At 64.5% G+C, this 13,845-nt stretch carries 13 protein-coding genes; 9 read left to right on the plus strand and 4 right to left on the minus strand.

All coding sequences use genetic code 11. The features are described from left to right. The first annotated feature begins 27 nt into the window (after positions 1-27). From HALO32_RS02815 to HALO32_RS02855, 9 genes are all read left to right on the plus strand, one after another. A complete protein-coding gene (locus HALO32_RS02815) occupies positions 28-1,056 on the plus strand; it encodes an amino acid ABC transporter substrate-binding protein (RefSeq protein WP_151442273.1) in 1,029 nt (342 codons plus the stop codon). Between the two features lie 81 nt (positions 1,057-1,137). After that, a complete protein-coding gene (locus HALO32_RS02820) occupies positions 1,138-2,316 on the plus strand; it encodes an amino acid ABC transporter permease (RefSeq protein ID WP_151442274.1) in 1,179 nt (392 codons plus the stop codon). Between the two features lies 1 nt (position 2,317). After that, entirely contained in the window at positions 2,318-3,421 is a 1,104-nt protein-coding gene (locus HALO32_RS02825; RefSeq protein WP_192576418.1) for an amino acid ABC transporter permease, read from the plus strand. 65 nt (positions 3,422-3,486) lie between these two features. After that, positions 3,487-4,215, plus strand: coding sequence for an amino acid ABC transporter ATP-binding protein (locus HALO32_RS02830; protein ID WP_151442343.1), 729 nt, complete (start codon positions 3,487-3,489; stop codon positions 4,213-4,215). Between the two features lie 188 nt (positions 4,216-4,403). After that, positions 4,404-4,856: a c-type cytochrome gene (locus HALO32_RS02835; protein ID WP_151442275.1), complete on the plus strand. Its 453-nt coding sequence runs from the start codon at positions 4,404-4,406 to the stop codon at positions 4,854-4,856. A 46-nt stretch (positions 4,857-4,902) separates the two neighbouring features. After that, entirely contained in the window at positions 4,903-6,258 is a 1,356-nt protein-coding gene (locus HALO32_RS02840) for a cbb3-type cytochrome c oxidase subunit I (protein ID WP_151442276.1), read from the plus strand. Between the two features lie 72 nt (positions 6,259-6,330). Then, the gene (locus tag HALO32_RS02845; RefSeq protein ID WP_151442277.1) at positions 6,331-7,143 is read left to right on the plus strand and encodes a CbbQ/NirQ/NorQ/GpvN family protein; all 813 of its coding nucleotides are present in this window, start codon (positions 6,331-6,333) and stop codon (positions 7,141-7,143) included. 270 nt (positions 7,144-7,413) lie between these two features. Beyond that, complete coding sequence (locus tag HALO32_RS02850) at positions 7,414-9,360, plus strand: nitric oxide reductase activation protein NorD (RefSeq protein ID WP_151442278.1); 1,947 nt, start codon at positions 7,414-7,416, stop codon at positions 9,358-9,360. 22 nt (positions 9,361-9,382) lie between these two features. Then, entirely contained in the window at positions 9,383-9,589 is a 207-nt protein-coding gene (locus HALO32_RS02855; RefSeq protein ID WP_151442279.1) for a hypothetical protein, read from the plus strand. 15 nt (positions 9,590-9,604) lie between these two features. On the opposite strand, the gene HALO32_RS02860 is transcribed toward HALO32_RS02855, so the two are convergent. Genes HALO32_RS02860 through HALO32_RS02875 form a run of 4 tightly spaced genes read right to left on the minus strand, consistent with a single transcriptional unit; the run spans position 9,605 to position 13,843 of the window. After that, the gene (locus HALO32_RS02860; protein WP_151442280.1) at positions 9,605-10,045 is read right to left on the minus strand and encodes a group I truncated hemoglobin; all 441 of its coding nucleotides are present in this window, start codon (positions 10,043-10,045) and stop codon (positions 9,605-9,607) included. Positions 10,046-10,058: 13 nt separating this feature from the next. Beyond that, positions 10,059-10,934: a DUF3034 family protein gene (locus HALO32_RS02865; RefSeq protein WP_225809696.1), complete on the minus strand. Its 876-nt coding sequence runs from the start codon at positions 10,932-10,934 to the stop codon at positions 10,059-10,061. Next, positions 10,931-13,165 (minus strand): putative bifunctional diguanylate cyclase/phosphodiesterase, encoded by a 2,235-nt coding sequence (locus HALO32_RS02870; RefSeq protein ID WP_151442281.1) that lies wholly within the window; start codon positions 13,163-13,165, stop codon positions 10,931-10,933. Before HALO32_RS02870 ends, HALO32_RS02865 begins: the two co-directional genes overlap by 4 nt. Beyond that, positions 13,166-13,843, minus strand: coding sequence for a methylamine utilization protein (locus tag HALO32_RS02875; RefSeq protein WP_151442282.1), 678 nt, complete (start codon positions 13,841-13,843; stop codon positions 13,166-13,168). Positions 13,844-13,845 lie beyond the last annotated feature (2 nt).

Consider the following 13,845-nt stretch of genomic DNA (forward strand, 5'->3'; position numbering starts at 1 on the left):
CGACACAACAGATTCTGGAGTCTTTTCATGCGGTACAACAACAAGACATTGCTATCTCTTTCTGCCGCCGCCCTCTGCGTTGGTGTGATCTCCTCTGCTTCGGCTGCCACCCTGGACGAGGTGAAGGAGCGTGGCCAGCTGCGCTGTGGCGTCAACGTCGGCCTCTCCGGCTTCTCCTCACCCGATCAGGATGGTACCTGGCAGGGACTGGACGTCGAGACCTGCCGTGGCATCGCCGCCGCCATCTTCGATGACCCCGAGGCGGTCTCCTTCACGCCGCTGACGGCCAAGGAGCGCTTCACTGCCCTGCAGTCCGGCGAGATCGATGTTCTCTCGCGCAACACCACCTGGACGGCGACACGTGACAACTCGCTGGGGTTGAACTTCACCGCCACTACCTTCTACGACGGCCAGGGCTTCATGGTGGCCAAGGACCTGGGTATCGAGGGACCCGAGCAGTTCGACGGCGCCTCGATCTGCATCCAGTCCGGCACTACCCACGAGCTCAACCTGGCCGACTACTTTCCCTCCCGCGGTATCGATATCCAGACCGTTACCTTCGACACCCCCGACCAGACCGCTCAGGGGTTCGCCAGCGGCCGCTGCGACATCCTGACCTCTGATACCTCCCAGCTCAGCGCCCTGCGCCTGCAGCTGCCGGAACCGGACAGCGTCGAGATCCTCGAGACGCTGATCTCCAAGGAGCCTCTGGGCCCCGTGGTGCGCCAGGGTGACGACCAGTGGCTGGATATCGTTCAGTGGTCGATCTTCGCCATGGTCAATGCCGAGGAGCTGGGTGTGAATTCCGGCAACGTTGACGAGATGAAGGCTGATCCGCCCAATCCTCAGGTCGCGCGCCTGCTGGGCGAGGATGGCAACTACGGCGAGCAGCTGGGTATCGGCAACGACTGGGGCTACAACCTCGTCAAGCACGTGGGCAACTACGGTGAGGTGTTCACCAGCACCGTGGGCGAGGATTCCCCGATGAAGATCAGCCGCGGCGTGAATGCGCTGTGGAACGAAGGCGGCATCCTCTACGCACCGCCGATCCGCTGACCCAACCTGAACGTCCAATGACCGGGCACCACGCATGGCAACATGCGTGGTGCCGTTTCGGGTACGTCTGCGAGGCTCGATATGCTGCGTTCTTCCTCACGGGAGCGGGGGCCCCTGTGGCGTGACCCCGCCTTCCGTGCCCTGCTGGTGCAGGGCATCCTGCTGCTGGCGCTTGGGGCCTTCATCGCCATGGTGGTCTCCAACACCATGGCCAACCTCGAGGCCCGGGGCATCACTACCGGCTTCGGCTTCCTACAAGACCGAGCCGGCTTCTCCATCCCTCAGACCCTGATCGAGTATTCCGGCGACAGCACCTATGCCCGTACCTTCGTGGTGGGCCTGCTCAATACCTTGCTGGTCTCTGCCATGGGCATCGTGGCGGCGACCCTGATCGGCTTCGCTGTGGGTATCGCTCGGCTATCACCCAACTGGCTGTTGGCCCGGTTGGCTACCGCCTATGTGGAGATCTTCCGCAATATCCCGCTTCTGGTGCAGATCCTGTTCTGGTACTTCGCCGTGCTGCAGGCCCTGCCCAGCCCGCGGGATAGCCATTCGCTGCTCGAGGTGGTCTTTCTCAACGTTCGCGGAGTGGTCCTGCCCGATCCGCAGCCACTGGCTGGCTTTGCCGCTACCCCCTGGGCGCTGCTGGTCGCGGTGATCGCTACCTGGTGGATGGTGCGGTTCGCGAGGCGCCGGCAGGCAAAGACTGGCCGGCCGCTGCCGGTGTTCAAGCTGGGCACCTTGCTGCTGATCGGCCTCCCGCTCGCTACCTTCCTGGTCACTGGCATGCCGCTGGAGTGGTCCATACCCGAGCTCAAGGGCTTCAACTTCCAGGGCGGCGTGACGGTACTGCCCGAATTGATGGCCCTCTGGCTGGCGCTTTCTATCTATACCGCCTCCTTCATTGCCGAGATCGTGCGCTCGGGTATCCAGTCGGTGCCCCAGGGGCAGGTGGAAGCGGCCAAGGCGCTGAGCCTGCCCGGCGGCATCATCCTGCGCAAGGTGGTAATTCCCCAGGCGATGCGGGTGATCGTGCCGCAGCTGACCAGCCAGCACCTCAACCTGATCAAGAACTCCTCGCTGGCCACGGCGATCGGTTACCCGGACCTGGTGGCGGTGTTCTCCGGCACGGCGCTGAATGTGACGGGGCAGGCCATCGAGATCGTCGTCATGACCATGGCCGTTTACCTGCTGATCAACCTGGTGGTGTCCGCGCTGATGAACCTCTACAACGCGCGCACGCTGCTCAAGGAGCGCTGACATGGTGGATACCTCGACCGAGACCGAGATGGTCGCCGAGCGCCGGCCTCCTGACCTGCGCCGCGGCCTGCTCGGCTGGTTGCATACCAACCTCTTCAATACCCCGCTCAACGGCGTGGTCACTCTGGTGACCCTGGCGCTACTGGCCATGGTGCTCTGGCCCGCCCTGCAGTGGGCGGTGTTTCAGGCCGACTGGCTCGGCGACTCACGTGAGGCGTGCAGTGGTGAGGGGGCCTGCTGGGTCTTCATCAGCGCACGCTTCGAGTCCATCATCTACGGCTTCTATCCGGAGGCTCAGCGCTGGCGAGTGAATCTGGTGTTCCTGCTGATGGCGGTGCTGGTGGCCTGGCTGGTCATCCCTCGCCTGCCCGCCAAGCGCTGGGTGGGGCTCTTCGCCCTGGTGGGCTTCCCGGTGCTGGCCTTCTTCCTGCTGGTGGGCGGCAGCTTCGGTCTGGAGCATGTGCCGACCCGCGACTGGGGCGGGCTGATGCTGACCCTGACCATTGCCACCGTAGGGATCGTCGGCTCGCTACCCATCGGGGTGGTGTTGGCACTGGGGCGGCGTTCGCAGATGCCGTTGGTACGGGGCTTCTGCGTCGTGTTCATCGAGTTCTGGCGCGGCGTGCCGCTGATCACCGTGCTTTTCATGGCCTCGGTGATGCTGCCGCTTTTCGTGCCCACCCAAGTGGAATTCGACAAGCTGCTGCGTGCCCTGGTGGGCATCATGTTCTTCTGGAGCGCCTACATGGCGGAGGTGGTGCGTGGCGGCCTGCAGGCAATCCCCAGCGGGCAGGAAGAGGCGGCCAAGGCGATGGGCATGGGCTACTGGCAGCGCATGGGGCTGATCGTGCTGCCGCAGTCGCTCAAGCTGGTCATCCCCGGCATCGTCAATACCTTTATCGCGCTGTTCAAGGACACCTCGCTGGTGCTGATCATCGGGCTCTTCGACCTGCTGGCGATCATCCGCGCCGGGCTTACCGATAGCGACTGGTTGGGTTTTGCCACCGAGGGCTATGTCTTCGCCGCTCTGATGTTCTGGGTGTTCTGCTTCAGCATGTCGCGCTACAGCCAACACATCGAACGGCGCCTGCACACCGGCCACTAGTAACAAACCATCACGAACGGGGTCTTCTCATGAACGAGGCAACTGCTGCCCAGGCCGACTCGCCGATGATCGAGATCGCCGGGCTCAACAAGTGGTACGGCGACTTCCACGTGCTGCGTGACATCGACCTGACGGTCGCGCGGGGCGAGCGGATCGTCATCTGCGGCCCGTCGGGGTCGGGCAAGTCGACGCTGATCCGCTGCATCAACCATCTCGAGGAGCACCAGGAAGGGCGCATCGTGGTCAATGGCGTGCCCATGACCCGGGACGTGAAGCGGATCGAGCAGATCCGCCGCAACGTCGGCATGGTGTTCCAGCACTTCAACCTCTTTCCTCACCTGAGCGTGCTGGATAACTGCTGTATCTCCCAGACCTGGGTACAGAAGAAGCCGCGCGCTGAGGCAGAGCGCACTGCCAGGGAAATCCTCGAACGGGTGCAGATCGCCGACCAGGCCCTCAAGTACCCGGGCCAACTCTCCGGTGGCCAGCAGCAGCGGGTGGCCATTGCCCGCGCGTTGTGCATGCAGCCGGAGGTGATGCTCTTCGATGAGCCGACCTCGGCGCTGGACCCGGAGATGATCAAGGAGGTGCTCGACGTCATGGTCGAGCTGGCCCGCGACGGCATGACCATGCTCTGTGTGACCCACGAGATGGGGTTCGCCAAGACCGTGGCCGATCGGGTCATCTTCATGGATCAGGGGCAGATCATCGAGCAGGCGCCCCCCGAGACCTTCTTCAACCACCCCAAGTCCGAGCGCACTCAGCTGTTCCTCAGCCAGATCCTCGGCCACTGAGTCCTGCCTGGCGACGTCCTGTTCGGACGTCGCCCCCTTCCTTCCTCAGAAATTGACCGGCGTCAAAGCCCTGCCCCGTACTCTGCTGCTACGCTTAACAGGTATATGCTATACATCTTAAAAGGGATGCAGGGCTGTTTGCCGTGAGGGGCGGCGGCACTGCCACACGAGCAAGGGGGGTATGGTCCATGGCCGACGGTCTCACCAAGTCGGCGGCCCGCAACATCTTTTACGGCGGGTCGCTGTTCTTCTTTCTGCTGTTTGCCGCGCTGACGGCCCACAGCCACTGGTACATGGTCAACACGTCCACCGACAGCGAGGGACTCACCGAGTCCGTCGAGCACGGTAAGGAAGTGTGGGAAAAGAACATGTGCATCAACTGCCACAGCATTATGGGCGAAGGTGCCTATTTTGCACCTGAGCTGGGTAATGTCTGGGAACGCTACGGGGGACATGATAATCCGGAAGCCGCGCGGGCGGGTCTCGCCGCCTGGATCCGGGCCCAGCCGCTGGGCGCCCAGGGGCGCCGCCAGATGCCGGCCTACGATTTCAGCGAGGAAGAGATGCAGTCACTGATCGATTTCCTCGAGTGGACCGACGGCATCGATGACCAGGACTGGCCGCCGCACCCTGCCGGCTGAGCCGCCTGAACGCCGGACCGCGGATTAATCAAGGAGAACGACACAAATGAAATACGAAACCCAGAAGGTGGCGCTGCCATTCTTCATGGTGGCCATGGCGCTCTTTGCCCTGCAGGTCGTCTTCGGGCTGCTGGCCGCTTCTGTCTATGTCTGGCCCAACTTCATGGCCGAGGTCATGCCCTTCAACATCATGCGGGTCAGCCACACCAACCTGCTGATCGTGTGGCTGCTGATCGGCTTCATGGGCTCCACCTATTACCTGATGCCGGAAGAGGCCGAGCGAGAAATCCACAGCCCGACCATTGCCTATATTCAGCTGGCCATCTTCGCCTTTGCCGGGGCCGCCGCCCTGGTCGGTTACCAGTTCGGCATTCACGAGGGGCGCGAGTTCCTGGAGCAGCCGTTCTGGGTCAAGGTGCTGATCACCATCTCCTTCCTGATGTTCCTGTTCAACACCAGCATGACCCTGCTCAAGGGGCGCCGGACGGCCATCAACCTGGTGCTGATGCTGGGCCTGTGGCTGGCGGCGGTGTTCTGGCTGTTCGCCTTCTACAACCCCACCAACCTCGCCGTGGACAAGCTCTACTGGTGGTGGGTGGTGCACCTCTGGGTGGAGGGCGTCTGGGAGCTGATCATGGCGGCGCTGCTGGGCTACCTGCTGATCAAGATGACCGGTGTCGACCGCGAGGTGATCGAAAAGTGGCTCTATATCATCGTCGGCCTTTCGCTGTTCTCCGGCCTGCTGGGTACCGGCCACCACTACTACTGGATCGGCGCGCCGAGCTACTGGCAGCCCATCGGCAGCATCTTCTCCACGTTGGAGGTGATTCCTTTCTTCGCCATGGTGGTATTCGCCTTCACCATGTTCTGGAAGGGTAGCCGTAACCATCCCAACAAGGCTGCCATGCTGTGGTCCCTGGGTTGCCCGACCGTGGCCTTCTTCGGCGCCGGCGTATGGGGCTTCATGCACACCCTGCACTGGGTCAACTACTACAGCCATGGTACCCAGGTCACCGCCGCCCATGGCCATCTGGCCTTCTACGGCGCCTATGTGATGCTGATTCTTGGCATCATCACCTTCGCCATGCCGCATCTGCGCCGCGTCCAGCCCTACAACCAGGTGCTGAACATGTGGGGCTTCTGGATCATGACCGGTGCCATGTGCTTCATGACCTTCACGCTGACCTTCGCCGGTGTCGTCCAGACTCACCTGCAACGCGTGCTGGGCATGAACTACATGGAGGTACAGGACCAACTCGGCCTGTTCTACATGATGCGCCTGGGCGCCGGTATCGCCGTGGCCATCGGTGCGGTGATGCTGCTCTACGCCTTCTTCGGCCCGGCCCGCGAGCAGGTGCCTGGTGGCGGGACCCAGCTGACCGCAGGCCCCGAACACGCCTGACCAACAGAGGGCCCCGGTCGGGGCCCTCTTTCGTTCGGTTCTTCGTACATCACCCTGACAGGAGTGATCTTCATGCCCCTTTCCTCCGTGGCCACCGAGGCCAATGAGCAAGAGATTCCCTACTACGAAAGCGTGGGCAATGAGTGCACGATGTTCGAGCAGGCGTTCCAGCAGCGCCTGCCGCTGCTGCTCAAGGGGCCGACCGGCTGTGGCAAGACCCGCTTCGTCAGCCATATGGCGGCCAAGCTCGGCAAGCCGCTGTTCACCGTCTCCTGCCACGATGACCTGACCGCCGCCGACCTCACCGGACGCTACTTGCTGCAGGGCGGCGAGACCCGCTGGGTCGATGGCCCTCTGACCCGCGCCGTGCGCGAGGGCGGTATCTGCTACCTCGACGAGGTGGTGGAGGCGCGCAAGGATGTCACCGTGGTGATGCACCCGCTCACCGACGATCGACGCCTGCTGCCGCTGGAACGCACCGGTGAGCTCCTCGAGGCGCCTGACGACTTCATGCTGGTGGTCTCCTACAACCCCGGCTACCAGCATATCCTCAAGTCCCTGAAGCCCAGCACCCGCCAGCGTTTCGTGGCGATGTCCTTCGATTTTCCGCCTCCCAAGGTCGAGCGCGATATCGTCGCCCGCGAGAGTGGTCTGCCGCTCGAGCAGTGCAGCGCCCTGGTCAACCTGGCGGCCAGCCTGCGCGACATGAAGGGCCAGGACCTGGAGGAGGGTGTCTCCACCCGCCTGCTGGTCTACTGCGCGACCCTGATCCATGCCGGCATGCCGATCCTCGATGCCGCTCGTGCCACCCTGGTGGAGCCGCTCTCCGACGATGCCGATGTTCAGGAAGGACTCATGGAAGCCATTCAGGCCACCTTTGGTTGAACATGGGTAATGACAACACGTGGGAGCGGTGCTCGCACCGCGAAAGGCGGGGGCACGAATCGCCGTGCAAGCACAGCTCCCACAATCGCCATGCAAGTCGAGGCGCCGAATCGACAGCTCCCATAAAACGCTCCCCCAACCATGGGCGCAGCGGCTTTGTAGGAGCGGTGCTCGCACCGCGAAAGGCGGAGGGTAAACATCGCCGTGAAAGTCGAGGCGTCGAACCGACCTATTCCACAACAGCCGCCATTTCCAAGCAGGAGCGTGTAAATGCTGGATTTTCTTGAGGTCGAGGAGACCGTCGGCCGCTTCTGGCACCGCTGGGCCTCCGGCGCGGCGAGCTATCCGGATCACCCCGAAGCGGCAGTGAGCCTCGAGAGCCTGCGCCCCATGCTCAGCGTCTTTTTCCGCGCCGGTGGCGGCGAGCAGGGCATCGAGGTGGCCGCCATCGCCCGTCGCGCCTCGGCCCACCGACTAAGCCTGCGTCAGCGCCTGGGACTCGACGAGGAGGACCTCGACCAGGCTCGCCGCGACGAGGAGAACCTGCTGCTGCCGCCGCGCCTGGCGCTCTTTCCGGAGGCCGCCCTCAACCGTGACCTCTATCTGTGGCTCACCGCCTTCCTGGCCGAGGCCCGGCCGGTCACGCTTTCCACTGATCCCCTGCAGGCCGATCTACAGCGCCTGCGCGAGGCGCGTCGCACGACACGGACCGCCCTGACCCGCTTTCCGGGGCTGACGGATCGCTATGTTCGCCTGTGCGGAGAGCTGCTTGCCATCCGCCCGCGGCGCATGCGGCTACCCGCTCGCGAAGCGGACCTGGAGGCCGCGGTGCGGGCAGAGTTGGGCGCCCCTGACCCCGAGGGAGGGTGGGCCGCAGCCATGCAGCGCGCCATTCGCGAGCCGGACGTCCCGCTCGAGGAGTTCCGTGCTCCGCGTGGCTACCGCCCGCCGCTGCCGGTGCCGCTATGGGGCCAGGCTGTGACCCTGGGGACCCGTGACGGGGCTCGCGAAGCCACTGTCGACGATGATGAAGAGATGGCGCCGGCAGGCGACTCGCCCGAGGACGATCAGGGCAAGCGCAAGGCCGACCGTCGCGAGCAGGACCAGGCCGACCGCGATGATCCGCTGATGCTCAACAACATGGAGAAGATGCTCTCCTGGGCCGAAATGGTGAACCTCAACCGCCTCGTGGACGACGATGAGGAAGAGGAAGCCAAGAAGGCCGCCGACCAGATCGATGAGATCGTGCTGACGCCCAACCGCAAGAAGGCGGCCACCCGACTCAAGCTCGACCTCGACCTGGCTCCGGACGAGGCTACCGGCGGCCGACTGAAGGGGCGTCATGTCTACCCCGAGTGGAATCATCGCAAGCAGGCCTATCTGCCCGATCACTGCGTGGTGCTCAGCGACGTCCAGAGCGAGGAGGGAGAGAACTGGGCGCCCGACGAGGCGACTCGTCGGCGCATCCGCCGCGTGCGTCGAGAGTTCGAAGCCCTGCGCCCACGGCGCGAGATCCTGCGTGGCCAACTGGATGGCAGCGAACTCGACATGGACGCGGTGATTCGCTCCCACTGCGACCTGGCGGCTACCGGCGAGTCCAGCGATCGGCTCTACCTGGACAGTCGCACCCAGGCTCGCGACCTGGCGGTATCGATCCTGGTGGACGTCTCGCTCTCCACCGAGGCCTGGCTGGAGGATCGCCGAGTGCTTGACGTGGCCAAGGAGGCACTGCTGGTGCTGGGCCACGGCCTGGCCGGCTGCGGGGATGACTATTCGATCCACAGCTTCACGTCTCAGCGGCGCCACAAGGTGTGGGTCAACACCCTCAAGGACTTCGATGAACCCATGGGTGACCGAGTCTCGCGGCGCATCGCCGCCCTCAAGCCAGGCAGCTATACCCGTATGGGGCCGGCGATCCGCCACTTGACTGGCCAGCTGGCCGAGCGCCCCAATCGGCACCGCTTGCTGCTGATCCTCACCGACGGCAAGCCCAACGACAACGACTACTACGAAGGGCGTTACGGCATCGAGGACACCCGCAAGGCGGTGCTCGAGGCGCGTCGCCAGGAGGTGCGGGTGTTCGGCGTGACCATCGACCGCGAGGCGGGGCGCTATATTCCCCACCTGTTCGGCCGCGGCGGCTATGCCATCGTGCAGCGTCCCGAGCACCTCTCCCAGGCGCTGCCCGGCATCTATCGCCAGATCATCGCCACCTGAGCCACTCTCGAGGAGCCTCGTCATGACGACGCCAACCCGACTCATCCTCGCCGTGGCGATCTGGTGCCTGGCCGCCGTGGCAGTGATGCTGCCACTGGTATGGCTGATCAACAACCGGGACTGGGGCATCGGCCTGATGTTGCTGGTGCCCTTCGTGGTCTACGGCCTGCTGCGCCTGGGGCGTGCCCTGGAAGGCTGGGCTCGGGCGAGCGAGCCGCCGTCGGGGTAGCGCGAGCTACCCGTTCTACTGCAACGACATGATCTCCCCGTGCAGCCGGGCCAGGCGGCCCAGCAGCTGATTGCGTGGGCCGGGGGGAATGTCCTGATCGATCAGCGTCTGTTGCATGTGCTCGACCAGGGCATTGAAGTGGGCGTCGGTGATGCCCATGTGCTGGTGGGCGCGATCCATGGGCGGGCCGCTGTAGACGCAGGGCCCGTCACTGATGCTGCAGATCTGCTCCTCCAGTGAGGTGACGAAGCGATCGATATTGGAATTGGCAAAGAACACCACGATCTCGTCGTTGTCGGCCAGCCGATAGGTGAAATCCTCGACGATCGCCGCCACGCCCGCCTCGCCGCCCAGCTGGGTATACAGGGTCGGTGTTGGCGAGGTGGGCCGCTGCATGCAGCCGCTCAGCAACAGGGCGAGGAGGACGAGAACGACAAGGCGGCGAACGCGTTTCATGAAGGGCTCCTGTCTAGAGGGCGACCTGCAACGACAGGTAGCCGCCACGCTGCTGGTCCAGGCCGGCGATCGAACCCAGGTCGAGCCAGGCACCGGTCAGCGACACATGCTTGTTGAAGAAGTAGGCGCTGTAGAGATCCTGCCAGTCATCCTCGCGAGCGAAGCCGAGATTGTCGGGCTTCTGGCGATACTCCATGCCCATCACCCAGTTCGGGGTGAGAAACAGGCCCACCGAGCCCTCCGCCACCAGGGAGCGGCTCTCTTTCTCGTCACCGCCGAAGCCCAGCAGGCCGCCCTGATTCGCCCGGGTCGAACGCAGCGTGAGGTTGACCAGCAGGTTGCGACCGGCCACGGCGTCGAACAGCAGCTTGCTGCCGCTGAGGTAGATGTCGTTGCCCTGGGTCGAGTCCGCGCCCACCGCCCGGGCCAGGCTGCCGTCATCCAGCCGCTTGTGTTGTACGCCCAGGCTCCAGATGCCCCAGGGGTGATAGAGCACGTCGCCGACCATCCGCAGCTTGAGGCCGTGGATGTCCTGTTCCAGATCGCCACCCAGCGTATCGAGGCCCAGGCGCTGGCGGGCGAGGGACACTTCGACCCGATCCTGCCAGTTGAAAGCGACACCGCTGACCGCTAGCCGATAGTCGTCGAGCCGGGCCTCGGTGCGATTCGCGGTGACGGCCCATTCGCCCTCGCTGGCGGTGCCGGCCAGCACCCCCCAGGAGGAGAGACCACCCCCGGCGGCGCCCTCGATCTGCGTTACGCCACCGGTGCCCAGCAGCCGACTGCCGGCCAGGGCAGGGGAGATGGTGATGATCACCCAGAGCAGCAGACCCATTCCTGAAACGAGGCGTTTACAGAACAGGCTGGCGAGTCGCGGCGGGTGGCTCATGGGGTCTGCTCCTCGGACAGGGAGGCCTGATGGTGGGTGGCCCAGTCGACGATATGTTCGGCCGCCAGTGGCCGTGAAATCAGGTAGCCCTGCAGAGTGTCGCAGCCAAGCCGTTCGAGCAGTGCTCGCGCGGCGGTGGTTTCCACGCCCTCGGCGACGATTGCGAGGCCCAGGTTATGGCCGAGTTCGATGGTGGAACGAACGATGATCTCGTCGTCGGCGCTCTCCTCGAGCTTGAGGATGAACGACTTGTCGATCTTGAGCTCCTGGACTGGCAGGCGCTTGAGCTGAGCCAGCGACGAGTAACCGGTGCCGAAGTCATCCACGGCGATACGCAGACCCGCTCGGCGCAGCTCTTCGAGTTGTCGGCTGGCGTGTTCGGGGTCTTGCATGATGGCGCTCTCGGTCACCTCGAGACGCAGACGCTCCGGGCCCATGCCGTATTCCGCCAGGCAGGCGCGCAGCCGGGCGGGCAGGTCGATATCGGTGACGTCCTTGGCCGAAAGGTTGACAGCGGCCACCAGCGAACAGCCCTGTCGGTCCCAGACGTGGAGCTGGGCGCATACCTTGTTCAGCATCCAGCGGGTCAGGCGATGAATATGCCCTGAGTGTTCGGCGAGGGCGATGAATTCGTCCGGCGGGATGAAGCCCAGGCTGGGGTGATGCCAGCGCATCAGCGCCTCGACGCCGGAAAGCCGCCCGGTCCGGGCGTCGAGCTGGGGCTGGTAGACCAGCGTGAGCTGGTCCTGGGTCACCGCTTCCTGCAGGTCGCGTACCAGCGTCAGCTGGCGCAGGTGCAGCTCGTCCTGACCCTCCAGGTAGCACTGATGCCCACGCCGGGCACGGCGGGCCATGTCCAGGGCGATTTCGGCGCGCCGCAGCAACAGCGTGGCATTGTCGCCATGGAGGGGATAGCGCACCTCGCCGATGGCCAGCGTCAGGCGAATCGGCGAACCTTCCAGATCGATCGGTTGCGTCAGGCGCTCCTGTAACGCCGCCAGCCAGCCGGGCTCCGCAGACGGCGCTGCGAGATACAGCATGAACTCGTCGCCACTGAGGCGGTAGGCCTCGACCTGCGGTGGAGGCAGGCGGTCGAGGCGGTCGGCTAGGACCTTCAACACCTGATCGCCGATGGCATAGCCGAAGGTGTCGTTGATGGTACGAAAGTCGGTGATCGAGAGGCGTAGCAGGGTAAAGGCCTCACCCTGGGCGATGGCGTCGTCGATGTCCTGTACCGCCGAATGGCGGTTGGCAAGGTTCGTGAGCTGATCATGGCGAGACTGGAAGCGCAGCGTGGTTTCGCGCCTGGCGATGTCCTCCTGCATGGTCAGTAGCGTATCGGCCAGCAGTCCGATCTCGCCTTTCGGCGATACCTTGATGTCGCGCAGGCGCTCACCGTGACCGATGCGGCGGGCGGCATCGACGAGCGTTGTCAACGGCCGCGCCATGCTGCGCGCACTCAGTGCGGCGATCACCGCAGTCAACAGCAGCGTCAGGGTGAAGATCACCAGTAACTGCCAGCGAAGCGCCGCATAAGCGGCGAGCAGGTCGCTGCGCCGCTGCTGCGCCACTGCATAGGCCTGTCCTTCCTCGCCGTCATAGAGCAATTGGCTGCGGCTCAGGTAGCGGTCGTCCGCGATCAGTGCATCGCGCTGCTCTTCATTGACGAAGCGGGTTTCCAGGCGGGTCAGGGCGCCGATCTCCTCGGCCAAGTCGGCATCGAGCAAAAAGCCCATGCCGACCCAGCCGATCAGCCCCGGGGCGCGCACCGGCATCAGCACGAACTGATAGGGGCGCCCTTCGTGCATCACCACTTCGACTGCCTCGCCGCTCTCGCGAGCCTGTTGCCACAGTTCGGGGAAGGGCAGGGGGATGTCGGGCGAATGGTGGCTGCTGGCCAGCAACTGGCCCTCGGGGTCGCCGAGCAGCACCATGTCGGCGTTGGCGCGGTCGCCGTGGTTGGCGAGCACGCTTATCAGGGTGTCGGTGTCCTGGGTGGCCACGGCACTCTTGAAGCCGAAGTCCGAGGCGAGTATCGCCACGTTATCGCGTAGCTGGCGGCCGCGTTCCTGGAGCAGTTGACGCGTGACATCAAGCCCCACGCCGAGTTCGCGTTCGCCTCTAGCCAGCGTGTCCTGCTGAAGCGTACGCAGCGTGGCCCCCGCGGCCACCAGTTGAGCGATGACGACGACGGCCAGCATTACCAGCAGAAGGCGGCGGCGAAACGACATTCACGACCCCTCGCGGTCTTGGAGCGCCTGCTTGAATCGTTCTTGGAGTGCCGAGGGCTCGGCGGGTACCGGCAGTCTGGCCTCGAGATTGAGCGCCACGGTGCGGATGTCTCCCTGGGTGATCTGTCCGTCCCACCACTGCTGATGCGTGTCATCCAGGCGGGGATGCCAGACGCGCAGCGGGTGACGGCCCGGTGGAAGGTCGGGCAGGGTGACACGGCCGTCGACGCCGGTCATGGCGATCCCGGGGGCATCGCTGATCACGATGAAGGCCTGCATGTGGTCATGGATATTGCACCCCAGCACCACCACGCCAGCCTGGTCGAAGATCACGGGCGGTGGGGTATCCTGCAGATAGAGTTCCAGGTCGAAGACCTTGGCCGGCGAAAAGGAAAAGACGTGATGACGAGTGGTATCGCGGTTGGGAAAGATGACCCGGCCACCCACGGCCACCACCGAGACATGCGGGAGGAAAGTGGCATCACGCTGCGTCACCTGCGCGTTGTAGCCAGCCGCGGGGGAGGCGTCAGGAAGCTGCACCTCGATCACGGCATTCTCCAGCGGTTCGCCGGTGCTGGCATCGATTACCTGCAACTGGGCACCGCTCACCGGTGTCGCCAGGAAAAGGCCCAGGCAGAGCCAGGCCAGGCATCCGAAGACGGATTTGCCGTGATTCATTC

This window comes from Halomonas lysinitropha (assembly GCF_902500215.1).
Lineage (GTDB): Bacteria > Pseudomonadota > Gammaproteobacteria > Pseudomonadales > Halomonadaceae > Halomonas > Halomonas lysinitropha.

Bases quoted from the DNA above. Each gene is read 5' to 3' on its own strand.
- HALO32_RS02870 (WP_151442281.1), bottom strand. From the start codon at position 13,165: ATGTCGTTTCGCCGCCGCCTTCTGCTGGTAATGCTGGCCGTCGTCGTC.
- HALO32_RS02830 (WP_151442343.1), top strand. From the start codon at position 3,487: ATGATCGAGATCGCCGGGCTCAACAAGTGGTACGGCGACTTCCACGTG.
- HALO32_RS02820 (WP_151442274.1), top strand. From the start codon at position 1,138: ATGCTGCGTTCTTCCTCACGGGAGCGGGGGCCCCTGTGGCGTGACCCC.
- HALO32_RS02845 (WP_151442277.1), top strand. From the start codon at position 6,331: ATGCCCCTTTCCTCCGTGGCCACCGAGGCCAATGAGCAAGAGATTCCC.
- HALO32_RS02840 (WP_151442276.1), top strand. From the start codon at position 4,903: ATGAAATACGAAACCCAGAAGGTGGCGCTGCCATTCTTCATGGTGGCC.
- HALO32_RS02865 (WP_225809696.1), bottom strand. From the start codon at position 10,934: ATGAGCCACCCGCCGCGACTCGCCAGCCTGTTCTGTAAACGCCTCGTT.
- HALO32_RS02850 (WP_151442278.1), top strand. From the start codon at position 7,414: ATGCTGGATTTTCTTGAGGTCGAGGAGACCGTCGGCCGCTTCTGGCAC.
- HALO32_RS02825 (WP_192576418.1), top strand. From the start codon at position 2,318: ATGGTGGATACCTCGACCGAGACCGAGATGGTCGCCGAGCGCCGGCCT.
- HALO32_RS02860 (WP_151442280.1), bottom strand. From the start codon at position 10,045: ATGAAACGCGTTCGCCGCCTTGTCGTTCTCGTCCTCCTCGCCCTGTTG.
- HALO32_RS02855 (WP_151442279.1), top strand. From the start codon at position 9,383: ATGACGACGCCAACCCGACTCATCCTCGCCGTGGCGATCTGGTGCCTG.
- HALO32_RS02835 (WP_151442275.1), top strand. From the start codon at position 4,404: ATGGCCGACGGTCTCACCAAGTCGGCGGCCCGCAACATCTTTTACGGC.
- HALO32_RS02875 (WP_151442282.1), bottom strand. From the start codon at position 13,843: ATGAATCACGGCAAATCCGTCTTCGGATGCCTGGCCTGGCTCTGCCTG.
- HALO32_RS02815 (WP_151442273.1), top strand. From the start codon at position 28: ATGCGGTACAACAACAAGACATTGCTATCTCTTTCTGCCGCCGCCCTC.